Here is a 23,580-nt window from a genome sequence, read left to right as displayed (position 1 = left end):
GAATCTTATACACAACATGATTAATTTTGGTCGAGTTGTCCTATAGTAACCAAAATGTCATAAAATGAATAGTTGTTACAATAATTCTTCTTGTAACGGACCATTCTGTAATCACTGCCATTAAGTTAAGGATTTTGTCATTCCCGCGAAGGCCGGAATCTATTTCTCAAGTTGACTCTTGACCTTGTTTGAGGGATGGATCCCCGCCTTCGCGGGGATGACAAATTTTCCCGCACGGAACTAAAAGCCAGGAGGATATTTTTTTAAAACCGGCTATACTTATTAATGTTGTTGCCTCAAACAATAAAAATAAGGAGAAGGCAATGTCTAAAAATCATCAGTTACAAGATCCGTTCTTAAATGAACTGCGCAAAGAAAAAGTTCCTGTTTCCGTATTCCTGGTTAACGGGATTAAATTGCACGGTATAGTGGACTCATTTGATCAATATGTTGTAATGCTGAAAAATGCCGTTACCCAAATGGTATATAAGCATGCGATATCAACGGTTGTACCTTCACGCATGATAAAAGTGCCTACTGGTGAAGACGAGGAAAATGTGGCAGACTGAGCAGACTTTGCTTAATAATCAGGTTTGTTGTGTTTGAACGTCCACAAGGCGGCGAGCGGGCTATTATAGTACAGCTGGCTCTTCCTGGCGTTGATGCTGAAAAAGCATTAGCCGAATTTGAAGAGCTGGCGGTTTCTGCACAGGCTGAAATTGTTGCCTGCGTTACCGGCTCACGGGCTACGCCCGATGCCAAATATTATGTCGGTCTTGGCAAGGCTGAAGAAATCCAGGAACTGGTTACTGCCTGTAATGCAGAACTGGTTTTGGTAAACCATGAACTCTCCCCTTCTCAGGAACGTAATCTTGAACGCCTGTTTCAATGCCGTGTCGTTGGCCGCAGCGGGTTAATCCTTGATATCTTTGCACAACGCGCCCGAACATTTGAAGGGAAATTACAAGTCGAACTTGCTCAGCTTGAACATTTGTCTACCCGGCTAATCAGAGGCTGGACTCACCTTGAGCGCCAAAAAGGCGGTATCGGCTTACGCGGCCCCGGTGAAACCCAGCTTGAAACCGACCGCCGGCTGTTACGCGAGCGAATTAAATCGATTCACAAACGGCTTGAAAAGGTCAGGCGCAGCCGTGATCAGAACCGTCGCGCCCGCCAGAAAGCGGCCATGCCGACTGTGTCGCTTGTTGGTTACACCAATGCCGGTAAATCAACGTTGTTTAATGCATTAACCGGCGACAGTATTTATGCCGCTGACCAGTTATTCGCAACCCTTGATCCAACCATGCGGAAACTGGATTTACCCGGCTCATCTGCCGTTATACTGGCAGATACAGTAGGGTTTATCCGTGATCTTCCGCATCAGTTAGTTGAAGCATTCCGCGCTACCCTTGAAGAAACGCAGGAAGCGGATTTATTGCTGCATGTAATTGATATCTCTGATCCGCACTGGCGGGAAAATGTCGCCGCAGTCCAGCAGGTTTTAGCTGAATTAGCCGTTGATGATATTCCCATGATTCAGGTATTCAATAAAATCGATCAACAGGAAGGCTGGCAACCACGGCTTGATCAACAGGATGATTCCTGCAAAGTCTGGCTTTCCGCTCAAAACGGCGCCGGACTGGATTTGCTGCAGGAGGCAATAGCAACAGCCTTACATGGCGCAGTAGTCAAAAAAGAAATTTACGTTGCGGTTGATCAGGCTAAATTGCGTGCGCGTTTATATGCTCTGGGTGCAGTATTAACAGAACAGGTTGATGATCAGGGCGGCTGGCAGATGACCATCAAACTTACCCAGACACAATATCAAGAGTTATTTCCGTAGGTTAAACATCTTAGCCCCATGAGATCAGTCATTCCCGCGCAGGCGGGAATCTATTTTTAACGTAGCACTGTGCCATTTTAGGAATAGATTCCCGCCTGCGCGGGAATGACATAAGATTAATCAAACAACCGTTTTGCAATCCCGGCCACATGTTTGCCCTGAAAACGCGCAATCTGACGCTCAATATCATTTGGCGTGCGGCTGCCGTCAGAACCGGCAATTGTGCCTGCGCCATAAGGCGAGCTTCCGCGCACTTCGCTTAAATCGGTTAATCCTTTTTCAGTATAAGGAACGCCAACCACAATCATGCCGTGATGCATGAGAGTATTCCAGAATGACAAAATGGTCGATTCATTACCGCCGCCAGTACCGGTAGAGACAAAAACGCTGCCCAGCTTACCTACTAATGCGCCGTTAACCCACAAGCCGCCGGTTTGATCAAGAAAATTACGCATTTGGGCGGCCATATTACCGAAACGGGTAGGAGTACCAAAAATAATGGCATCATATTCAGCCAATTCCTGAGGTTTGGCAATTTCGGCCTGCTGATTGAGTTTAACCCCTGCTTTTTTTGCAACCTCTTCCGGCATGGTTTCCGGTACTCGCTTGATTACCACACTGACTCCCTCAACTTCCCTGGCGCCCTTGGCGACTTCTTCCGCCATCGTTTCAACGTGTCCATAGCTCGAATAATACAGAACCAGTATTTTTGTCATTATTGCTCCTTGTCCAATTAAAAGCGGTGATTCCTGAAATCGTCCATTGCCTGCATAATCTCCGCCTGGGTATTCATGACAAACGGGCCAAGGCGGGCAATTGGTTCATGCAGTTTTTTTGCTGCAATCAGTAAACAACGGGTATCACTGGTCAGTGCTTTAAAGGTCAGGCTGTCGCCTGTGGTAAGCATGGCCAGATTGCCGGCTGGTATGGTATTGTCCTGGATTGATAATACACCGTCCAATACCAATACCATAGCCTGATGACTTTCCGGAATCGATTGGGTAATCGTAGACGGCAAGCGCATCTGAATATCAAACATTAACGGCGCGGTAGCAATACCGCTGATTGGAGAATGTGTTCCCTGCGCCGTTGAACCTGCAATAACTTTAATTGTAGTGCCCGAATCCTGTTGCTCAATGGGCAATTGCTCAGCGGTATATTCCTGATAGGCGGGCGTTACCATTTTGTTATCGGCCGGCAAGTTAAGCCAAAGCTGGATACCTGCAAGCCGCCCATGGTTTTGCGCCGGCATTTCAGAGTGAACCACACCCCGCCCTGCGGTCATCCATTGTACATCACCCGGCCCGATAATACCCTGATGCCCCTGATTGTCCTGATGCATCATTTTTCCGGCCAGCATATAGGTAATGGTTTCAAAACCACGGTGTGGATGGGCGGGAAAGCCGCCCAGATAATCCATAGGTTCTTCACTGTCAAAATAATCAAATAGCAGTACCGGTTCCCAGTCATTGCTCCGATCCGCGCCTATATAACGTTTTAGTTTAACGCCTGCACCCTCTCGAACAAGCATGCCATCAACAATCCGGGCAACATCAATCTCTTTCATAACCGTCTCCTTATTCCTATAGAATAGCTGAAAATGGAGAAGGATGCTTGAGGGTTTATGTTTAGTATCCCTTGATTATTTTTAAAAACAAAAAATGTGTTACCATCAATCAAAAGTAAGACGAGACAGATTATGTTACGGTTCCGATCCCTTTTATGCGGTTTTTTATTTTTCATCCTGCCTTTAGCCCATGCTGGCATCATCCTGACTACGCTTGAAGGTAAGCAAATCAATTTTTCAGCCCTGAAAGGAAAATGGGTATTAATTAATTACTGGGCAAGCTGGTGTCATCCCTGTATTGATGAAATTGCCGAATTAAACCGGTTCTATCAGACCCATAAAGACAATGTTGCACTATTCGCGGTTAATTTTGACGCCCTACCTCTGGCAGAGCAAAAAGATCTGGCTCGCAAATATGAATTGACTTACCCCGCATTGGCAGAAGATCCCGGCTCGGCATTGAATCTGGGCGATATTCGAGGCGTACCAGTAACCTTTGTGTTTGACCCTGAAGGGAATTATCGCGAAACGCTTTATGGCGGTCAGACAGAGGCAAGTTTGGCGAAAGCCGTAATGTAAAGCAATTCGATCCACGACGTCGGTTGGGCAAAACGAAGTGCAGCCCAACAATCGATGCCAGATTAATGAATGAATGTTGGGCTTTACAGCCCAATCTACGCGCGTCCATAGACATCTTCGAAGCGGATGATGTCATCTTCGCCCATGTACTCACCGCTTTGAACTTCAATCATGACCAGTTCCAGCACACCAGGGTTTTCCAGACGGTGTTTATGACCGGCGGGAATATAGGTTGATTCGTTGGCGCGGACAAACAGCTCCGTATCGCCATTAATTACCCGCGCCATACCGCTCACCACAATCCAGTGCTCGCTGCGGTGATGATGCATTTGCAGGCTTAAACTTGCGCCAGGACGAACCACAATTCGTTTGATTTTAAAATTCGCCCCTTCTTCAAGAACGGTATAAGTACCCCATGGCCTATGCACAGTACGGTGTAATTTGTGCGTTTCATGCCCCAGAGTTTTAAGCTGGGCATACAGATGCTTGACTTCCTGAGTACATGCCTGATCAGCTACCAGCAATGCATCAGGCGTATCAATAATCACCAGATTCTCTACGCCGACAGCCCCCACCAGACGGTCTTTGCTTTGTATATAGCAGTTAGACACACTATGCAACAACGCTTCACCTTCAATCCGATTGCCATTCTGGTCAGGACTTGCTAATGCGCCTAATGCATTCCAGGAGCCTATATCGCTCCAGCCGATATCACAGGGAACCACCGCGATTTTGTCAGAGCGCTCAATCACGCCATAATCAATAGAATTTTCAGCAACCGCGCTGAAGCTCTGCGGCTCAAGCTCCAGTTGCATAAAATCCTGCCCTTGTGCGGTAGCCGACTGTTCGCAGCATGTTTTCACTGCTAACAGAATATCAGGGCAGTATTGCTCCAGTTCATCAAGCATAGTGCCCGCGCTAAAGCAAAACATGCCGGAATTCCACAGAAAATTACCCTGCGCCAGGTACTGCTTCGCTTTCTCCAGAGAAGGCTTTTCCACAAAGCTTACTACCTGGTTGCCTTGTGCTTCAATATAACCATAGCCGGTTTCAGGACAATCAGGCGTAATACCGAAAGTTACAATTTTGCCTTGCTGGGCAAGAATTATAGCCTGATTCACAGCATCAGCAAATGCCCGCTGGTTTGCTATCAGATGATCGGCAGGTAAAGCCAGTATCAATGTCTCGCGATCAAAACGGGAAATAACCTGTATTACCGCTGAGGCAATTGCGGCAGCCGTATTTCTCCCGAACGGCTCCAGAATAAAAGAGGTTTTGATATTGTCTGAATTAACTTCATGAAACTCATCTTTGGTTTTAAAAAATAATTCGCGGTTAGTAACCGTTAATATTTCTTCAACACTGTTTAAAGCCGCGCCCCGCAAGAACGTTTTCTGCAGCAGACTCTGGCCATCGGCAAGACGAATGAACGGTTTGGGATGAAGTTCACGCGAAACAGGCCATAACCGTGAGCCAGCGCCACCACATAATATAGTTGGTACTAAGCGCATTTGCATCTCCCATAACCTTGAATAAACGCCGGTTATTATCGGAATAAGCGCCATACTTTGTCAATCACCCTGAACATTCATAATATTCCGTTAAGCAAAATTCTGTATAATGGTAGCGATTGCCAATTTCCATGTGGGTAGGATATGCCAGCTGACAGCGCTAAAAAAACTCTTGAAAAATACAATCACCGCCAATATGAACGCTTTCTTGTAAGCAGCGATGAAGAATTGCGTTTGCCGAAAGTTTCACCGGCTCCCGGTTTCAGCGCGTCAAAAAAATTGGACGTTTATACTAAAATCCGTCCCATTCATAACAGCCCGCATTGTGTAAATTTCATTCGGAAAAATGGCGAGCCTCATTCATTTGTATGGCAGACCACAGCCGCTCAGCTGAAAAAGGGTGTGCGTTGGGGTATTATCAAGCCTGAATCAATTACCGGCAAAGTGATTGCCTCGCTGGGGCAATATCATATTCTGGCGCATGAGCGTGTCGCCAAAGGAATTATCAGTAATACCCAATCGTTAAAGCTGAAACTGGTTAAATTAGCCCAACGGCGGATGGAAGCGCTCGAAGCCCTGGAGTCATTGGCAAACAAAAGTAATACCCTGGAAAAATATGACAAAGTATTCGACAATTACATCCGTTCACTAGAGGCAATCAGCCAGAATATTGACCGCCAGTTTGCCGCTGAAAACCCCGCGATAATTAATAGCGCCGTTAAACAGCAAATACGCGATGATTTGCAACAGGATATATCCCGCGCCCGCTCTTACCTGAAAGCGCTGAAAGACGGGCAAGTCTCGCTTAAAGAATGTAATCGCAGCCGCGGCCAGCATTCGATTGTTGAGTTCGTCAAACAACAGATGATGCAGAATCTCTATGAACTGCAGGGCATTAATCAGGATCTGTCATTCAGCCGCAAGCGTAATTTTACGCTGACCCGAGGCGAATTAAACGATTGCATTGAGGATGCACGCAAGGAAATCGACGATCATCGCGCCGATCCCCGTAATGCGGTAACCCGAAAGCATCATGGCGTGTTTTCTAAAAACGATGATGATCTGGTCACCTATGATTTTTCACATGATAACCTGACCCCAGCCCGCGAAAGGCAGGTTTTGCTTGGCATCAGCTTTATTGAAAAATGGGACAAAGTTGTCGGTAACACGGTGCAAAGCGGTAATAAGGAAGAAGCGCTTACCCCAATTAAAGCAACCCGCTGGCAGACACACCGTAATTTTAAAGCATTTGCCAAAAGCGTCGGCTATTTTCTGTTAAATACCTTAAAAAGCGCTTTTGATAATACCCGTACCTGGGAAGAAGAAGCCTGGAGTGATTCGGATTTCCATTTATTTGCTGCCAAATTGCGGGCTTACGCGACGCCAAATGCCCCAATGTGGAAAAAACCGGCTACTTTCATTAAACAATTTGCTTTTGCCATCCAGGATATTTTCCGCGGCGTTCGCGATGCGGGAGCAAAACTTGTTATTAGTTTGCCAATTGAAGTCCTGCATGACTGGGCATCAAGTAAAGCGCCAGAGGATTTTAACAAGGTAGCTGAAACGGCAAACAAAAAAATCAGCGAAATCGAGACAACTGAACAAAAGTATCTTGATGAAATTTTCTCCAAAATTCCAGATTATAGTCCGCCTGCGCTTTCGCCAGCTCAAAGTACGCTTGCCAGAACAGATTATACTTTAACCGCTGGCGAACAAAACGACATTTTAACCTCAGCAGTACGTGGCCTGACAGGTTTTTTCAGCTTCTTTACCCATTCTTATTATGGCAAAGATCCAGTAGGCGGGCTGTTATTTACCACAGGTTACCTAATCGGTGTCGGCGCAATCTTTATGCCCGGCTTAACCGCCTCGCTTTTTGGCGCCGGTTATGTTAGTTGGTTTAATAATTTTTCTTTCGCCATGGGATCGTCAAAAATGGGCGCGGCCGTTGCTGGCGGCTCGACTCAGGCCCAGATATTTGCATCACTCAGCGATCTCGTGAATAATGGCCCCAGCAGTGCAACAGTAAGCGCCGTTACCCAGCTTGCCGAAGACCCTCTGACCTACGGCAGCTATCTTGCTGCAGCATACGGATTAGGGTATGTCCTTGCCAATGGTGTTGCAGGTTACCCCATTCCCTGGCTAAGCAAGACATTGTCAGAGGATTTAGGCTCAGCGCCGGAAACAGGTTATCTGTTCATTGGCCTCAAATTCGCCCTGATTACTTACGAGGCCCTGGAGGAACACACGCAAAAGCCTTATCGGGTTGTTAAATTAAGCTATGATGGCAAGGAAATTGATCTGAAAGATTTTCATAAATCTGAACATCGACAGTTAGCGCAAAAAATGGCGCTGGCAAGCTGGCTTACTTTAAATACCGCTCATTTGCCCAAGCTCGACACTCACACGTTGTTTGCGATAGAGCAACAAATTGATACCCTCTTTACTTATAAAGAAGCAGCATCACTGAAAAAGCTGTTGTATCCTGCTTCGGCGCGCGAAAACTCCATTGCAGTGCAATTATTCTATATCCCATTAGCTTATATCCCTACCATTGCACGCGTTGGGTTATCGTTACTTCTGGGTGTGGCAGCCTTGATTATGGGCCGTCCGCATCCGGCCAGGCCGATTGAGCGAGCAGTGAACACCCTGACGGAAAAAACCGCTAAAGATATCTCTCGTGCTTTTGTCGCTGCTTCGGAAACCGCTCATTTTATGTTTGTTCTTGGTTCAAGCAACTTCAAGGCACTGGCGTTTACTATTAATATGGCGATTGGGCGGGTGGCTGGTTTATTTGATAGCCGCGTAGCCCATGCGATGCATAATGGCTTTGCCAAAGTACATATTTCCTTCCGGACTTTAGGCGAATTCCTCTATCCTGCACGCATGCTGAAAAAAGTGGTTGACGCACATCCGGCTCATACCATTATTGAAACTGAGCGTTCTTATAAGAAAATCCTGAAATCGTTGCCCCAACAAAAAGCTGAGCATGATATTGAACAGGTTAAACAAGAGCAGGAAAGACTGGTAGTGAAATATCCTGCTGGTGATGAACCTGTACTTGATGTGCCGAAATATAATACTGAGGTAACTGCGGCAGTAGGTATTTCTCTGTAAAGCCTTTCTGGTAACAATGTGTAGGTTGGGTCAAACGACCCAACCTACAGCACCGGGCGCAAACCCTGAGTTCATTTCACAGAGACTGTTCCAGTACCTTGTTTGCCTTGACTGCGCAACGCACATCTCGGCCGCCGGTCAGAGGTAAAATCATCCGTTCGACCACCACTCGAAAAGGCCGTAAAAACATGACCATCTGCCTGAGCGCCGCCCGGGTTTCAGCGGTAAGCGTCATATTCAATATTGCAAATACATTGCGCAATAACAGATCATCCTTTTTAGACGTGTATCTGGCGACATTATTAAGAAATAACCAGATATCGCGGGCCTGTGCCTGTGCCAGCGACATCACGGCCAGAGGCTCTTCTTCCAAATCAATAAAATAAATCGTCTCTTCTGCAAGAGTCATATCACGCAGCGAAGGACGGCCATGGCAGAGACCAGCCTGGTGCAATCTGGCCAGGCTATGTGCCGCAGCACAAAGGAGCTCCGATTTACGGGCATCATTATCTAACTGAGAAAGATAACCTTGTAATTGCAATCCGACATCGCTGGTAATAATAAATTCATCATTAACCGCAATGACCTCCGGAACAGGGATACTCTTTGACGCAAATAACCGCAATTGGGCAGCCTCTTGATTAAGGCTTTGCGCACCGCCTTTGGATACAGTAGACCGCAAGATCGGCAGACGAACCAGAAAGGTGAGGGCAGATTGCATCACATGCCAGAATCGCTTTTTTTCATGCGGCCGGCGTTTCACCCAAAAATATCGATCGCCATACTCAAGTTGAGTAATGAAATGTTGCGGAGAGGATATGAAATAATTTCGTGCCAGCTGAATCAGTGCCAGGATAGATGATTCAGGTAGCGGCTCTTGTTTAGTCTTGCACATTGATTAGCCCATGATTTAAGCCGTCAACACTGAACCGCCGCTTATCCTGCAGACGCAATGCAGTCAGTTTTCCCCCCCATAGACATCCGGTATCGATGGCATGAATATTTGGCACTGGACATTGCCCCATTAACGCTGCCCAATGGCCAAAAATAATATCTTCAGATAACGCCTTGCGTTCCGGTACTTCGTACCAGGGCATCAGATCTGCAGGCGCCTGCTGCAGGCTGCCTTTAAATCCCGCTGAGAAACACCCCTGAGCATCACAAAAGCGCATGCGGGTAAAAAAATTGGTTATCAGACGCAGGCGCTCATACCCGGTTAAGCCGTCTGACCAACACACTGGTTCATTGCCATACATATTCGCCAGAAAATCCTTATACTGCTCACCTGATAAAACAGCTTCCAGTTCACGGGCACAGTTTTTTGCCTGGGCGAGATCCCATACCGGGGCGATACCTGCATGTACCATGACCGCATTTAATTCACTGTCATGATAGAGCAGTGACTGTTTACGCAGCCAGTGGCCTATTTCTTCACAATCATCGGCTTGCAATATGGCATCCAGGGTATCATCTTTATTATTCCGCCCGCCCTGTTTAATGAAAATTTTATGCAACAGATGCAAATCATGATTACCCAGGGTAATTCGAGCCGGAACAGGCAAATTCATCACAAAACGCAAAACTTCCAGTGACTGTGGACCCCGATTTACCAAATCTCCGACTAACCATAGGCGATCTTGCCGATCATTAAAAGCAATTTTATCCAGCAGTTTCAGCAAGGGAGTATAACAGCCCTGAATATCCCCTATTGCATAATCAGGCACCGTGAGTAACCCCTTTATGTTGAGCGGGGGCAGGCTGTGAAACAGCTTGTTCCTGCCAGATTCCTGCCTGATTTATAGCCAGCAACGGAACAGGGGTCATATGTTGTTGCCGGGTAAAATGGTTATTATAGGGCGCCTGCTGAATCACTTCGACTGCAGAAGCAGTCTCTGTCTGGCCGGTATTGATATTATGAACCTGTACCTGATTAGGCAGCACAACACCATAGTGGCGTACCACAATGCCTTTAACAACGCGCTGATTATTGTTCTGCTCAAAGCTTGAATGGATATCGCCATCGGCTGACAGGCTATGCAGCCTGAGGGATAAAAATCCGCTTTGCACAGCCTGCCAGTTCTTATATTCAGGATGTGATCTGACAAATAATTTAAACATATCAGGCAACATCAGCAGTCCGCCAGGCACCATCAGCAGAGGCGCCTTGTTAACCATAATCAGGCCAGACTCCAGCGCATTGGTAAGCCAATGGATAAATTCAACGCCAATATGCTGTTCCAGTTCTCGAACGGCTTCAGGCGTAGTGCCTGTGAATGTGCCTGCCCGGCCAAAGCGGCCTCCTTTAAAAGCATTTTTCTTAAGCGCCAGTTGATTCAGATAACGCTGGATTGCAATGGCATCAGCCCGGATTAGAATTGCCCCTAAAGTGCCGGCGGAATAATAATCTTCGTTTAACAAAGCTAACCAGGTTTGTAATACGAGCGGTTTTGACGCTATCCAGGAGAAACCACTGGCCGGCATTAACATTTTGGCAAACACTATATTCAAGCGTTGCCTGAATGTCATTTCACCTTCTTTCTGAAAACTGTAACTGTAGTGGCTGCCTGTCAGGATCATATTTTCCAGTAACGGATTCCACTGCTTTAAGAACTGGCCGTTGTTGTCATACAACTCAACCGTATAATCAACAAATAATTTGCCTGCTCCCTGCAGAATTGCCGCAGATAGTAAGGCATATTGCCAGAGTTTCTGATCTTCAGAAAATTCATTGCTTTCATCGGTAATGACAAATTTTTTGAATAAACCCAGTGCCGCCTCGGTGCGATTCAGAGCGTAATCAAGCAGTCCGCAGGGTTCTGAATAATAACTGTGAGAACTGTCCGGGAGTTGTTGACAATAGTTAACCAGATTATGCACCAGCACTTGGCACAGACTTTCAAAACGGGCGTTTTCCAGCTTGCATTCCTCCCGGATCTGTTGCATCAGGGTAGTCCGTTTTTCGTCGGCCAGCAAATGCTCCGCCGTAGACATCCTGGTGAGATCTTTCAAGGGCTTTGCGTGTACGGTCACTCCCTTTTTACCCATTCGATGAAACAATTTTATCTCCACACAATTTGTTACTACTGGTTGGTTTGATGATTAGCCAAATCGACATATTGTGCAACCGTTATTTGTTCTGGCCGTAAACCCGGATCAATTCCCAGCGCTTCCAGCTTATCTGCGCTGATTAACGGTTTTAAATTATTTGCCAGCGTTTTCCGGCGCATTCCAAATGCCGTAGCCACCAGTTTTTCCAGCACATCAACAGCTACCCGCTTAAAAGGCGGTGTGCTATAGGGCGTCAATCTTACTATTGCCGAATCAACCTTCGGCATGGGCTCAAAGGCCTCTGGCGGAACATCGAACAGGTACTCAACTTCGCAATGGTATTGAACCATAACACTTAAACGTCCATAATCACGAGTACCCGGCTGACCTGCCAGACGTTCTACGACCTCTTTTTGCAGCATGAAATGCATATCCCGGATTATATGAGTATACGACAGTAAATGCAGTAACAAAGGCGTTGAGATATTGTAAGGCAAATTACCAACGATCCGCAAATCATTTCCCCACTGAGAGTAATTTATGGCCAATGCATCGGCACCGATCAGGTCCAGCTTTTCCTGAGCCTCCGGTAAGGACTGCCAATAGGCCTGCAAATCTTTATCAATTTCAATTGCTGACAGCTTATCAAGCCGGCGTAATAAAGGCTTGGTCAATGCGCCAAGTCCGGGACCGATTTCGACAACTTTGTCATCGTGCTGCAAATTAAGGGCGGCAAGTATGGTTTCAATTACAGGCTGGCTTTGTAAAAAATTCTGGCCAAAACGCTTGCGGGCTCGATGATTCACGGAAAACCTCATGCTAAAAGGCGTATTATATACCCAATAAGCTTGAAAAGGCGATTTTTGCTATTGCGGCAGTACATAAAATGACGCCGCAAAAAAATTGAGGTATATTTACGCAACCTGCCAAAAGCTTCAATTATCTATGTTAGGCCATTTACTCGAATTACGGCAACGCGCCATTAAAATACTCTGTACGTTCGGCGTTCTATTTTTACTCTGCTTTTATTACGCCGATTCCCTGTTCACCATTCTGGTTTCGCCCTTAATGCACGCATTGCCGGTTGGAGAGCAACTCATTGCGACGCAAGTTACCTCACCCGTGTTTACGCCGTTGGCACTCGCTACTAATATTGCTCTCTTCGCTACGGCTCCGGTTTTTTTGTGGCAGGTATGGCGGTTTGTTATTCCCGGTCTTTATCGCCGTGAACGTCGGTTAATGCAAGGTATTATTTTGACAAGTCTTGGGCTATTTTGTCTGGGTGTTTTATTCTGTTTTTGGGTTATCTTGCCGTTCATGTTCCGCTTTTTTCTGCAGGCAGTTCCTGCGGGCGTAAAAATGCTGCCGGATATGGCGAATGCAACTGATTTTATTACCCGTATGTTGCTGCTATTCGGTTTATGTTTCCAGGTACCGCTTATTGTCCAGACACTGGTTCAATTCAGGCTGGTTACGGTTGACCAACTGATCAAAATCAGACCTTATATAATCGTTGCCGCCTTTACCGTAGCAATGTTGTTAACCCCGCCTGATGTTATGTCGCAGATAATGCTTGCCATTCCATTATGCCTTCTTTATGAGTTTGGTATTCTACTAGCTCGCGGGCGACATTTTTTTGTCAAAAAAATACAATAATTGCTCAAGAAAAGTCATTGCAAACCGATAATTAAGGTGTAAGCAACGAATTGGGAGGCTGCGATGAACAAGACTGCAAAATTTAATATCGGTGACTGTGTTATGCATATGCAATTAGGTTATCGCGCTATCGTTGCGGACATTGATCCCCTATTCCAGGCTTCCGGAAAATACAACCCTCAAGCCATGCAACGAGCTTTCGCAACTCGCAATCCATGGTATCGATTACTAGTAGATGAGAGCAGCCAAGTAACCTATGTTGAAGAATGTCAATTGGTTCCTGACAATAGCGGCCTGGTCATCGACAACCCTAATCTCGATGATTACCTGGTAGAGGAAGGCGGACGTTTTTATAGCTGCTCACAACAACATTAAGGGTTCTGTCATTCCCGCCTTCGCGGGAATGACAATATTAAGTTGCTCTGACCAGAAACACCAGAAAAGCGACAAAAGCGATTAAAATCACCGCCAAAATCCCCATTGTCGAAAAACTTTTGCTAAAATTTTCACGGCTGAAAACATCAGGACGGCTCTTGACGCTGCGGTACATAAACCAGACGATTAAAACTGCACCAACCACACCCAAAACCTGATATAACGTTTCCATTTCAACTCCTGGCTTCAAAACTAAAGGCATCAGAATAAAGTCGTGACCGCTCAATCCCATGATCAAGCAGTTTGTCGCGTACAGAGTAAACCATATCAAACGGGCCGGCAAACACTATCTGATAATTGGCCAGATCATGGCCATGCTGTTTGAGTACCGACTTAGCCAGAGCATCCTTCTGGTTCCGATCCGAATGTTGGGAAAAATAGCTAAAATTACTGACATGAGTTTGCCATTTCTGTACCTGTTCATCCAGATACAAATCACTCTGGCTGCGGGCGCCCCAATAAAGTTCAAATTGCCGCTTATCGCCTGTCGCCAGTAATTGCTCTATCATGGCTTTAATCGGAGCAAAGCCTGTGCCGCCGGCAATAAAAATAATCGGTAACCCGGTATCAAGTCTGTTCAGATGACAATCACCATAAGGCAAACTGATAGTCACAGATCCCGATTCCCGGATTTCTTTAAATAAAGGCTGTTGATAAGGATTGCCTTTATGCCGGATGTGTAATTCATACTTATGGCTGCCCAGAGGCGCATTTGCAATTGAGTAGCTTAAGCGCTCGCCGGCGGAAGTAATTTGCAGGTATTGGCCTGGCTCATAATCAATATATTGCTCGGGAATCAGATGCAGCCTCAGGATGCTGTCAGTCAGCGGCATTATCTGATCAACCTGTGCTCTGGTTTGTTTAGTCACGCTCATAATCCCAGCTGCTGCCAATAATTATCTACAGTTTGCAGCACTTCCTCAGCCATGACAATGGGCTTGCCCCACTCGCGCTGAGTTTCACCGGCCCATTTGCTGGTAGCATCCATACCCATTTTTGAACCCAGGCCAGATATGGGCGACGCAAAATCAAGATAATCAATCGGAGTATTGTCTATCATGACTGTATCGCGCGCGGGATCCATACGGGTAGTAATTGCCCAGATAACATCCTGCCAGTTACGGGCATCAATGTCGTCATCACAGACAATAACAAATTTGGTATACATAAATTGACGCAGAAAAGACCAGACTGCCATCATGATCCGTTTTGCATGGCCGGGATACTGTTTTTTAATAGTAACCACTGCGAGCCGATAGGAGCACCCTTCCGGCGGCAAATAAAAATCGACGATTTCAGGAAACTGTTTTTGTAACAATGGAACAAAGACTTCGTTTAACGCAACGCCTAGCACAGCTGGCTCATCCGGCGGCCTGCCCGTATAGGTGCTATGGTATATAGGGTCTTTACGATGGGTAATTCGCTCGACGGTAAAGACTGGAAACGCTTGTACTTCATTATAATAACCGGTGTGATCGCCGTAAGGGCCTTCATCTGCCATTTCATCAGGTGCGATGTAGCCTTCAAGGATAATCTCTGCGCTTGCCGGAACATGGAGCTCATTTCCGATACAACGAACAAGCTGAGTGCGTTGACCGCGCAGCAAACCGGCAAAAGCATATTCCGACAAGGTATCTGGTACGGGAGTAACCGCAGCGAGAATTGTCGCCGGATCAGCACCCAGAGTAACCGCTACAGGAAACCGTTCGCCTGGATATGCTTTCTGCCAGGCTTGAAAGTCCAGCGCGCCGCCGCGATGGGATAACCAGCGCATGATTAATTTATTTTTCGTCAGCAGTTGCTGACGGTAAATCCCCATATTCTCCCGAGTCTGTTCAGGACCTTTAGTTGTCACCAGCCCCCAGGTAATTAAAGGCGCGGCATCTTCCGGCCAGCAGGTCTGTATCGGTAATCGGGTTAAATCGACCTCATCTCCTTGCCAGACAATTTCCTGACAAGGCGCGTTGCTAACATATTTCGGCGCCATATTTAGCGCCTGTTTTAGCAGCGGCAGTTTGCTGAACGCATCTTTAAATCCTTTTGGCGGTTCCGGCTCTTTTAGCGCCGCAAGCAATTTGCCTATCTCACGCAATGCCAGGATATTTTCTTCACCCATTCCAAGCGCCACCCGTTCGACAGTGCCAAACAGATTGGCCAGAACCGGCATGGTTGAATTTTTAGGATTGGAAAATAATAAGGCAGGGCCACCGGCTTTTAATACCCGATCGCTGACAACTGTCATTTCCAATTTGGGAGAAACCGGGTAATCAATGCGTTTTAATAAACCACGCGTTTCCAGCTGGCTAATAAAATCCCGTAAATCTGTGTATTTCATCAGGGCTCAAAATATAAAACAAAGTGTTTATTATGACATGGAATAGGTACTTCTCATAATAAAACCCGTACAGGTCGGACTGTAAAGCCATAGCAGTCAAGCTCACTGCTATAAGGATACGGTCATTCCCGCGAAGGCGGGAATCCATTTCTCATGTTGGCTCCTTACCTTGTTTGAGAGCTGGATCCCCGCCTTCGCGGGGATGACAAATTTCTTACTTAATAGCAGTGGCAGTCCAGCTATGCCCCGACTCCTGCGTGTATCAAGGCGACAGTTTATTTCGATATTGCGCTTGAAGATCAGAATCTTCACTGCCAGAGGCGGGGGGATAGAAAGTCGGTGTATATGCACGCTTTCCCATATAAATCAGCAAAGATTCTTCCCATTCCTGTAACATGTCTATCGCGCAATCAATATCAGCCTCGTTATTACTTTTTCGCTGATATTGGGCAAGCTTATTTTTCAGATTTAGCTGCTCGCCAAAGGCGGTACAAATATCCTGATAAAATTTGGTAGGCCATTCTCCATATTCCTGGATATGGACTAATGCAAGAACTACTATCAACCGTGCAAAGGCATACCGTGAAAAATAGTCGCCCTGCAGACGACCACATATAGTAAGCGCACTGCTTTTAAATTTATTGTTAAATTCATCCATAGGAATTTCTTCCTTGACAGTTACTTCTCCATCGTCTCTATATGTATTACAGATCAATTGTTTATCTGAAAAAATATTAAGAAAATCGTCCAGAAATGTTTTGGAAGCGGCCTTTTCATTCTTCTTTACTGTCTGCAGTAATGTGTCACGGAACTTTGAATCAAACATGCTTCAATCCTGCGTGTTTCTGATTTTTGTCTATACTTAATAATACAGATAAATAACTTACAGGAGCAATCATGACTTCAGTGACAATGAAAAAGGATAAAGACCAAAAGGAACAGGTGCAAAGTAAAAAACAGGAAAACCGTTATCAAACTTATAAACAACCGGTAATTGAGCAAAAAACCAAATCAAGCGAAGAAGAAAAACACTTTTTTCGGGGTTACAATTAATCGGTAATAAGGTATTGTTAACTGGATAGCATCTCCCTCTAAACGACAGGGAATTAAACATCGTCTCGCATTTTTGAACACCATTACTTATAATGAATCAATTTGCGAGGAGTTAACATGGCGTTTTTTAAACCTCTGTTAGATGCCGTTGGCTCGGGAGGCGGTGTTGCCTGGTCAGCGTTCGGAATTATTTCGGCAACGATGGGTCTCGCATCGGGGGGCGTTTTATCCCTGATTTTTGGCTATTCGGCAATTAGTGCTTTTTTGCTTATTTTTTTTCCGGTATTAATTCTTTCTTATCAAGCCGTCCAGAAACAACAGCAGCAATTGGCAGAAAAAATTATTGAAAGCTGCCAAATGCTGCAAATTCAGATCCGGGATTACCTGGAACTATGCCATAAACACTTTTTAAAACGTTCTCCAGGTGGCAATATTGATGAATTCCGTACCAGCTTAAGCCGTAAAATTGATAAAGATCTGAGAAAATTACGCCTATCGAATAAAGGTTGCCTGGCTGATTTTCTGCAACAGATTTTTGATAGAAATACCCTGAATCAATTTATACATCACAAATACAATACAGGCCCATTGCCTGAAATTAATATTAAGTTTCCGGCAGATAAGAGGGCACCGTTTTCGACCATAGCAATCGCCTCTTTTTTTGGCTTTATCGGCGGCTTTGGCGCCGTGGCCGGAGGCAGTGCAGGTATTAGCGGCCTGTTAATGGGAATGGGGCTTTTTGCCGGCTTTACCGCAATGCCAATATTGGGCTGGTCACTGCTTGCCGCTGCACTGCTTGTCGCGGCTCTTGCCGCATTTGTAACCGGTTATGACGCCAATTCAAACCATCAAATGGCCAAACGCCATGAGTTTGTCAAAAACCAATATCAGTCATTATTTGAGATCAATCTGGATAAAGATCTCGGCCTGGCAGTTTCTGTCGTTCCGCTGGCAAAAGAAGACAAACGGGCATTGGTATCATCAATAAAAGAATCGCTTATCGGCGTTAAATTGTCCAGGCACAAACTAAAGGCCGTTCATCCGGCCTTTTTCGAGGCATCGGATAACGGCATTGAAGCTGCTGAGAATATTGAAATGGAAGATTTAAACCGTCAGCTAATCGTACAGGGCATGGGTGCGTCAACTAGCATTAATGCCTCAAGATGAAGATCAGGTTGCGGCTTTTTCTGCTGCGGCATTGTTGATTGCGGCTGAGTATACCTGTTAAAAATTATCGCCGGTACACAACTGCGCAAGCAGGGAAACAGTATCTCAGGAATCTGGCCATCGAAGGGAATTTCGCGCTTAAGAAGCGCACATTGCCCAATCTTTTCAATCGCTTCTTTAACAGCCGCCAGCTGAGAATCGGCCAATTGGTTACAGTATATTTCTGCCTCTGTCAGAGAAAGCTTGTCACAGATTTCGGTGAGGGTCTTTTGATAATAAAGCCTCTCTTTATAGAGAGCTCGCGGCCAATGAACCTTATGATCCTCGACCAGCATTGCCAGAATCACTGTCCCGGCAATTACAATATCATAACGCTCCCTGCTGGCATCGGCAGCAATCTCTTCAAGCAAATAAGCCGCAGCGGAGAGGACGCTTCTGGTTTCGACTGCCGGCCGGCCGGCCGCAACATCCTCTTTTATAGCATTTATCGTTCTGGCTCTAAGGTCATTTTGACGAACGGGCATATCCATATACTCCATTGAGTTACAATTATACAGAACAAAAGCGCTATGTTTATTACTTTAATTTAAGAATATCGGGTTTGGCAACTGGAGGGAAAGAGAAAAACAAAAACCACTATAGCATAAATTTATAGTGGTTTTTGGGATAAGAAATCTTTATTTAGTTCTTGGGCTGTTAGTGCTGTGGCTGCTATGGCCAGTTGATTTTGAGCCCAGAGAAGCTGGATTGATATTGCCTTTTTGAGCATTACCTTTAGCATCTTTCCAAGTTTTGTCCTGGCTGCCTGAACGCATAGAGCTAGAGGAGGAACGGTCTATTGAACCAGTTTTGCCCTGAGTAGTATTACGTGAATCGGCAGAAATTTTAGTAGAAGAAGTGCTGCCTTTTTTAGCGCCAGCCAAAGTTTTGTTGGCAGTAGTATTGGTAGTCGTTTTAGAACCATTTCCTTTGATATCGCGAGAAGTCATTTCATTATCCTCATATTGATTAGTAATAAAAATTGCTTGTAGCACAATTAAGGCTAGTCAATGTTTATTTGTTTTTCCAATATTTATTGCAAAAAAACCGTAAAAAAACGTTAATTTTTTGTATTAATATAATTTTTGTCCCGTACAAAGATCATCACCATTCATTAAATTACCGTATTTTTTACCGTAATATATGCATAAATTACGATATATGATTGAAGTCAATCCTGATCGAGCGAGGATTCCTCGACCTGTGCCAACAGATTGAACTCAAAAAACTTGATACGTTAAAACGTAATTTACTAGAAAGCGATAGTAGAGAAGCATCATTTATTTTAGTTTGGCGACTCCACGCGTGGATTAGCCAAGCGCATATGAGCTGCCAGTTTGATCCATTAATTTACGAAGTGTTGAGTAGGATTTTATCTCAAGAATCAACAAGAGTGTCATACGGTTCAGACAGATCTGCAAAAAGTGGGGCAAGCCTAAATGGAAAGGCGAAAGCCATCGTTGAGTTAAAGCAGGCGCTTAATGGTTCTTATATTACCCCATTCCCAAATCATGATAGATATAGATTAAACAACCTGCTTAAGTCTATCCATACAGAAACATCCCCAAGGCAGTTATTGCGGTTGCTTGAAACTGCAGAACAAGACTTAGACTACGTAAAAAGCGCCAGAGCGCTTAAATTTATAAAAAAATCAGAGATAGAATTTATAGAAACTGCAATTATAATCACTGCAACTCAAATAGAAGAGAACGTGTATGATGAAATGAAAATGCTAGGTTTAAAACAATTATTACGGAATTATCCGAGTAAAAAACCTTATAGACCTAAGCCTTCAGAAACACTCACAACAACCAGTAACACTTTACAATTGACTGCTAACAGTGCAACTATCGCGAAAGAGGATAAATTGCATTTGGAATGCCTGTTTTTAGCACAAGAAGAGGAAGCACAGTCCTTATTTGCAAACAGTCCTCAATCCTTTTTTAAAAGGAAGCATTTAAATATAAATAAGAGCCGTGGAAGCACCGCAGTTATCCAGCATCATAACAAAAAATCTATGTGAAAATTGGGGAAGGAGTATATATGCAAGTTACCATTATCGGAATCGCTGGAGCATCTGGTTCCGGAAAGACAACAATTGCCAAAGAACTTTGTGCTCACTACGGTGAGGAGAATTGTACAATTATCTCGGCTGACAATTACTATAAAGGCTTGTCTTTAGAAGGAATCCCACCAGAAGAACAGCGAGATGTCAATTGGGACCATCCCGATAGAATTGATTTTCAACTTTTGGCTGAACATCTAAGCAAATTAAAATCAAATGAAACAATCCAAATTCCATTATATGATTTTAAAACCTCAAGCCGTATGGAAGAAACGAAAGAAGTCAAACCAAAGAAATTTATTATTGTCGAAGGCATTCTAGTCTTACATCCTAATTGTCTGGCGAAATTGTTTAATACTAAAATTTTTGTAAAAACTGACTCTGATTTATGTTTTATTCGACGGCTAGAGAGAGATACTGAAGAGAGAGGATTCACTCCAGCTGAAGTGGTAAAACAGTATAAGAAATCTGTAAAACCAATGTATAAAGAATATGTCAAACCGTCTAAAAAGCGGGCCGATTTGATAGTTGAGAACAATAAGGATTTTACAGAGCATTTACATTTTGACATGACCCCTATAACTCAAGCTGTAGAGCAAGCTGGAACTCATAAAAAACAGAAGCGATATGAATTATTTTCGAAATCTTTAGCACAAGAAGCGGGACAGGAGTCGTCTCTTTCCACATCTTCCTCTTCTTCCTTATTCGTAACCTTTTGCAAAAATTGAAATTTTGTATATGCTTGCAAATTCAGGCCAACATGAGGAATAATCTGGATTATGGACACTACCGCTGAAACGCTTTATCAAGTTCCAGTCACCACGATGAACAATGAAACAACAACGCTTGGCAAATACAATGATCAAGTGCTGTTGATTGTTAACGTAGCAAGCCGCTGCGGCTTCACCCCGCAATATGCGCAGCTGGAGCAGCTTTATAGCAAATATAAAGACCGGGGCTTTGCAATTCTTGGCTTTCCCTGCGACCAGTTTATGCATCAGGAACCTGGCAATAATGATGAAATTCAGGCGTTTGCAGAAAGCTGCTACCGCATCACCTTCCCTTTATTTGCCAAAATCGATGTCAAAGGTAAAAATCAGGCGCCTTTATATGCTTATATCAAGAAAAACCTGAAAAAGAGACCCTTAAAATTTATCCCATGGAACTTCAGCAAAATATTAATCGACAGGAAAGGAAATGTCCTGAAACAATTCCTCCCCACCACGTCATTTACCAAAATTCGCAATGAAATCGAAGGCTTACTTTAATGCAGGCCAATCGGTATAGCCATGTTCATCGCCGCCATACCAGGTTTCACGCGGAGCCTGAGCAAGCGGCGCTTGCAGAAGCAGCCGATCCACCAGGTCCGGATTGGCGATAAATGGCCGCCCAAAAGCAATCAAATCAGCCAGGTTGTCCTGCCTGGCTTTGATTGCCAAATCACGATCGTAACCATTATTTGCCATGTACAAACCATTAAATGAATGGCGCAACTTCTGAAAGTCGAATGTATTATTGGTATCACGCGGCCCTATTGTCGTTCCCTCGACGCAATGAATATAAGCCAGCTTAAATCGGTTCAGCTGTTCGGCCAGATAACCAAAAACGGCCTGCGGGTTACTATCAGCAATATCATTGAGTGGGCTAATAGGAGAAATTCGAATGCCAACCCGCTCTGCTGGCCAAACCCGGGTAACTGCGTCAATCACTTCCAGCGCTAATCGGGTTCGATTTTCAATACTGCCGCCATACTGATCTGTCCGCAGGTTCGTTTTATCGCGCATAAATTGATCCAGCAGATAACCATTTGCCGCATGGATTTCGATACCGTCAAAACCGGCTTTTTTCGCACAAGCAGCAGCATGAGCGTATTGAGCAATAATTCCCGGCAACTCATCCGTTTCCAGAGCACGCGGGGTTACAAAAGGCTTAAAGCCAGTATTGGTGTATGCCCGCCCCTCGGGTTTCAGCGCCGAAGGCGCAACCGGCAATTGGTTATCCGATTGCAAATCAGGATGCGAGATACGCCCGACATGCCAAAGCTGAGCAAATATCCGCCCGCCGGCTTGATGCACCGCACGGGTTACCAATTGCCAGCCTGCAACCTGTTCCGGCGAATAAATGCCAGGTGTAAACGCATATCCCTTACCTTGTGGTGAAATCTGTGTGGCTTCGGAAATAATCAACCCTGCAGTCGCACGTTGAGAATAATAGGTCGCATTCATTTCCCGGGGAACATCATTTTCCCCCGCTCGACTGCGTGTTAACGGCGCCATTACAATTCGATTAGGCAAATGCAGTGAACCCATTTGCACTGGCTGAAACAAATCGGATTGTTCGGAATTATTGTTATCCATAAAATTATGCCCTTATTAGTAATTTTACTGATAAGATTATCAGAGAAGCACGGCCGTTAGGAATAGAGTGTTAGGCTGTGAAGCCCAACACTCCTTTAAAAAGTTTGCTTCAAACCTGCAATTAAACAGGCTAATATAGAATGATTATTGTTGTCCGGAAAAAATATGCGTGAATTGAGTCTTGTCGATCAGATTATTTCAGAAATTGATGTTGCCTTGCGCACTGTGTTTCCCCCGCAAAACCGGGAAAGCAGCCGGCCGAATCCGGCTGTTGTAAGTGCTGACACGACCCTAAGCCAGACTCAAAAGAAACATATTGCTGGTCTGATGCGGGTTAATCATTCTGGCGAAGTATGCGCCCAGGCATTATATCAAGGGCAGGCGATGACTGCGCAGTTGACCCAGGTTAAACAGCAAATGGCGCAAGCTGCTGCCGAGGAAGCGGATCATCTGGCATGGTGTGAACAACGGCTCAGAGAGTTAGATAGCCAACCCAGCCGATTAAATCCAATGTGGTATTTCGGTTCCCTGACTATCGGCGCACTGGCCGGGTTTGTCGGTGATCGTTTCAGCCTGGGATTTGTTGCCGAAACCGAACGGCAAGTAGGCGCGCATCTGAAAAAACATCTGGAAAATCTTCCTAAACAGGATAAACGTTCACAGCAGATTCTGCAGCAAATGTATGATGACGAAACCCATCATGCCGAAGTAGCCAAAGAGGCAGGCGCTATGGAGTTACCGCCTTTTATCCGTAAGCTCATGCAGGGTGTTTCAAAAATTATGACTAAAACCAGCTACTACATTTAAT

26 protein-coding genes are annotated in these 23,580 nt (G+C 45.1%); 12 read left to right on the top strand and 14 right to left on the bottom strand.

What is annotated here, in order from left to right:
• Nucleotides 1-323: 323 nt before the first annotated feature.
• Both hfq and hflX read left to right on the top strand, forming a co-directional pair.
• Complete coding sequence (hfq, locus tag ACFORL_RS04610; RefSeq protein WP_382341554.1) at nt 324-569, top strand: RNA chaperone Hfq; 246 nt, start codon at nt 324-326, stop codon at nt 567-569.
• A 29-nt stretch (nt 570-598) separates the two neighbouring features.
• On the top strand, nt 599-1,843 hold the full coding sequence (hflX, locus tag ACFORL_RS04605; protein ID WP_382341552.1) for a ribosome rescue GTPase HflX: 1,245 nt from the start codon (nt 599-601) through the stop codon (nt 1,841-1,843).
• A gap of 116 nt (nt 1,844-1,959) precedes the next feature.
• Here hflX and wrbA read toward each other — a convergent pair whose 3' ends face one another.
• Together wrbA and ACFORL_RS04595 are read right to left on the bottom strand one after the other, a co-directional pair.
• The gene (wrbA, locus tag ACFORL_RS04600) at nt 1,960-2,559 is read right to left on the bottom strand and encodes an NAD(P)H:quinone oxidoreductase (protein ID WP_382341550.1); all 600 of its coding nucleotides are present in this window, start codon (nt 2,557-2,559) and stop codon (nt 1,960-1,962) included.
• A gap of 17 nt (nt 2,560-2,576) precedes the next feature.
• A complete protein-coding gene (locus ACFORL_RS04595) occupies nt 2,577-3,410 on the bottom strand; it encodes a pirin family protein (RefSeq protein WP_382341548.1) in 834 nt (277 codons plus the stop codon).
• A gap of 132 nt (nt 3,411-3,542) precedes the next feature.
• Between ACFORL_RS04595 and ACFORL_RS04590 the strand changes: the two genes are divergently transcribed.
• Complete coding sequence (locus tag ACFORL_RS04590) at nt 3,543-3,989, top strand: TlpA family protein disulfide reductase (RefSeq protein WP_382341547.1); 447 nt, start codon at nt 3,543-3,545, stop codon at nt 3,987-3,989.
• Nucleotides 3,990-4,084: 95 nt separating this feature from the next.
• On the opposite strand, the gene ACFORL_RS04585 is transcribed toward ACFORL_RS04590, so the two are convergent.
• On the bottom strand, nt 4,085-5,500 hold the full coding sequence (locus ACFORL_RS04585; RefSeq protein WP_382341545.1) for a mannose-1-phosphate guanylyltransferase/mannose-6-phosphate isomerase: 1,416 nt from the start codon (nt 5,498-5,500) through the stop codon (nt 4,085-4,087).
• Nucleotides 5,501-5,644: 144 nt separating this feature from the next.
• On the opposite strand from ACFORL_RS04585, the gene ACFORL_RS04580 reads away from it, so the two are divergent.
• Entirely contained in the window at nt 5,645-8,617 is a 2,973-nt protein-coding gene (locus ACFORL_RS04580) for a hypothetical protein (protein WP_382341543.1), read from the top strand.
• 76 nt (nt 8,618-8,693) lie between these two features.
• Here ACFORL_RS04580 and ACFORL_RS04575 read toward each other — a convergent pair whose 3' ends face one another.
• From ACFORL_RS04575 to rsmA, 4 genes are read right to left on the bottom strand one after another with little or no spacing between them, the layout of a single operon-like run.
• Entirely contained in the window at nt 8,694-9,512 is an 819-nt protein-coding gene (locus ACFORL_RS04575; RefSeq protein ID WP_382341542.1) for a hypothetical protein, read from the bottom strand.
• The gene (locus tag ACFORL_RS04570; RefSeq protein ID WP_382341540.1) at nt 9,499-10,341 is read right to left on the bottom strand and encodes a symmetrical bis(5'-nucleosyl)-tetraphosphatase; all 843 of its coding nucleotides are present in this window, start codon (nt 10,339-10,341) and stop codon (nt 9,499-9,501) included. Before ACFORL_RS04570 ends, ACFORL_RS04575 begins: the two co-directional genes overlap by 14 nt.
• Nucleotides 10,334-11,674 (bottom strand): conjugal transfer nickase/helicase domain-containing protein, encoded by a 1,341-nt coding sequence (locus ACFORL_RS04565; RefSeq protein ID WP_382341537.1) that lies wholly within the window; start codon nt 11,672-11,674, stop codon nt 10,334-10,336. The genes ACFORL_RS04570 and ACFORL_RS04565 overlap by 8 nt, the downstream gene beginning before the upstream one ends.
• Nucleotides 11,675-11,697: 23 nt before the next feature.
• A complete protein-coding gene (rsmA, locus tag ACFORL_RS04560; protein ID WP_382341534.1) occupies nt 11,698-12,471 on the bottom strand; it encodes a 16S rRNA (adenine(1518)-N(6)/adenine(1519)-N(6))-dimethyltransferase RsmA in 774 nt (257 codons plus the stop codon).
• A 139-nt stretch (nt 12,472-12,610) separates the two neighbouring features.
• On the opposite strand from rsmA, the gene tatC reads away from it, so the two are divergent.
• Both tatC and hspQ read left to right on the top strand, forming a co-directional pair.
• Entirely contained in the window at nt 12,611-13,321 is a 711-nt protein-coding gene (gene tatC, locus ACFORL_RS04555) for a twin-arginine translocase subunit TatC (protein WP_382341532.1), read from the top strand.
• Nucleotides 13,322-13,384: 63 nt separating this feature from the next.
• Nucleotides 13,385-13,696 (top strand): heat shock protein HspQ, encoded by a 312-nt coding sequence (hspQ, locus tag ACFORL_RS04550; RefSeq protein ID WP_382341529.1) that lies wholly within the window; start codon nt 13,385-13,387, stop codon nt 13,694-13,696.
• A gap of 37 nt (nt 13,697-13,733) precedes the next feature.
• Here the strand turns inward: hspQ and ACFORL_RS04545 are convergent, their stop codons facing one another.
• The 4 genes from ACFORL_RS04545 to ACFORL_RS04530 form a co-directional block, all read right to left on the bottom strand.
• On the bottom strand, nt 13,734-13,928 hold the full coding sequence (locus ACFORL_RS04545) for a hypothetical protein (protein WP_382341527.1): 195 nt from the start codon (nt 13,926-13,928) through the stop codon (nt 13,734-13,736).
• 1 nt (nt 13,929) lies between these two features.
• A complete protein-coding gene (locus ACFORL_RS04540; protein WP_382341647.1) occupies nt 13,930-14,589 on the bottom strand; it encodes an NAD(P)H-flavin reductase in 660 nt (219 codons plus the stop codon).
• A 38-nt stretch (nt 14,590-14,627) separates the two neighbouring features.
• Complete coding sequence (gene ubiD, locus ACFORL_RS04535; RefSeq protein WP_382341525.1) at nt 14,628-16,091, bottom strand: 4-hydroxy-3-polyprenylbenzoate decarboxylase; 1,464 nt, start codon at nt 16,089-16,091, stop codon at nt 14,628-14,630.
• A gap of 262 nt (nt 16,092-16,353) precedes the next feature.
• On the bottom strand, nt 16,354-16,917 hold the full coding sequence (locus ACFORL_RS04530; protein ID WP_382341523.1) for a hypothetical protein: 564 nt from the start codon (nt 16,915-16,917) through the stop codon (nt 16,354-16,356).
• Between the two features lie 71 nt (nt 16,918-16,988).
• On the opposite strand from ACFORL_RS04530, the gene ACFORL_RS04525 reads away from it, so the two are divergent.
• Both ACFORL_RS04525 and ACFORL_RS04520 read left to right on the top strand, forming a co-directional pair.
• Entirely contained in the window at nt 16,989-17,144 is a 156-nt protein-coding gene (locus ACFORL_RS04525) for a hypothetical protein (RefSeq protein WP_382341522.1), read from the top strand.
• Nucleotides 17,145-17,261: 117 nt separating this feature from the next.
• Nucleotides 17,262-18,311, top strand: coding sequence for a hypothetical protein (locus ACFORL_RS04520; RefSeq protein WP_382341520.1), 1,050 nt, complete (start codon nt 17,262-17,264; stop codon nt 18,309-18,311).
• On the opposite strand, the gene ACFORL_RS04515 is transcribed toward ACFORL_RS04520, so the two are convergent.
• Together ACFORL_RS04515 and ACFORL_RS04510 are read right to left on the bottom strand one after the other, a co-directional pair.
• Nucleotides 18,257-18,835 (bottom strand): hypothetical protein, encoded by a 579-nt coding sequence (locus tag ACFORL_RS04515; RefSeq protein WP_382341517.1) that lies wholly within the window; start codon nt 18,833-18,835, stop codon nt 18,257-18,259. The genes ACFORL_RS04520 and ACFORL_RS04515 overlap by 55 nt on opposite strands.
• 153 nt (nt 18,836-18,988) lie before the next feature.
• Nucleotides 18,989-19,300 (bottom strand): hypothetical protein, encoded by a 312-nt coding sequence (locus ACFORL_RS04510; RefSeq protein ID WP_382341515.1) that lies wholly within the window; start codon nt 19,298-19,300, stop codon nt 18,989-18,991.
• A 215-nt stretch (nt 19,301-19,515) separates the two neighbouring features.
• Between ACFORL_RS04510 and ACFORL_RS04505 the strand changes: the two genes are divergently transcribed.
• The 3 genes from ACFORL_RS04505 to ACFORL_RS04495 are packed head-to-tail and all read left to right on the top strand — an operon-like array spanning nt 19,516 to nt 21,683.
• Complete coding sequence (locus ACFORL_RS04505; protein WP_382341513.1) at nt 19,516-20,373, top strand: hypothetical protein; 858 nt, start codon at nt 19,516-19,518, stop codon at nt 20,371-20,373.
• Between the two features lie 20 nt (nt 20,374-20,393).
• Nucleotides 20,394-21,143, top strand: a complete 750-nt coding sequence (gene udk / locus ACFORL_RS04500; protein ID WP_382341511.1) for a uridine kinase — start codon at nt 20,394-20,396, stop codon at nt 21,141-21,143.
• Nucleotides 21,144-21,194: 51 nt separating this feature from the next.
• On the top strand, nt 21,195-21,683 hold the full coding sequence (locus ACFORL_RS04495; protein WP_382341510.1) for a glutathione peroxidase: 489 nt from the start codon (nt 21,195-21,197) through the stop codon (nt 21,681-21,683).
• On the opposite strand, the gene ACFORL_RS04490 is transcribed toward ACFORL_RS04495, so the two are convergent.
• Nucleotides 21,675-22,772 carry an alkene reductase gene (locus ACFORL_RS04490; protein WP_382341508.1) on the bottom strand — a complete coding sequence of 366 codons (1,098 nt, stop codon included), beginning with the start codon at nt 22,770-22,772 and terminating at the stop codon, nt 21,675-21,677. The two genes, ACFORL_RS04495 and ACFORL_RS04490, sit on opposite strands and share 9 nt — an antisense overlap.
• Nucleotides 22,773-22,937: 165 nt before the next feature.
• Between ACFORL_RS04490 and coq7 the strand changes: the two genes are divergently transcribed.
• Nucleotides 22,938-23,579: a 2-polyprenyl-3-methyl-6-methoxy-1,4-benzoquinone monooxygenase gene (gene coq7, locus ACFORL_RS04485; RefSeq protein WP_382341506.1), complete on the top strand. Its 642-nt coding sequence runs from the start codon at nt 22,938-22,940 to the stop codon at nt 23,577-23,579.
• Nucleotide 23,580: the final 1 nt, after the last annotated feature.

The organism is Legionella dresdenensis, from assembly GCF_042649825.1.
Lineage (GTDB): Bacteria > Pseudomonadota > Gammaproteobacteria > Legionellales > Legionellaceae > Legionella_C > Legionella_C dresdenensis.
The sequence above is the reverse complement of the archived record's forward strand: the minus strand, read 5'-3'. Positions and strand labels throughout refer to the sequence as shown.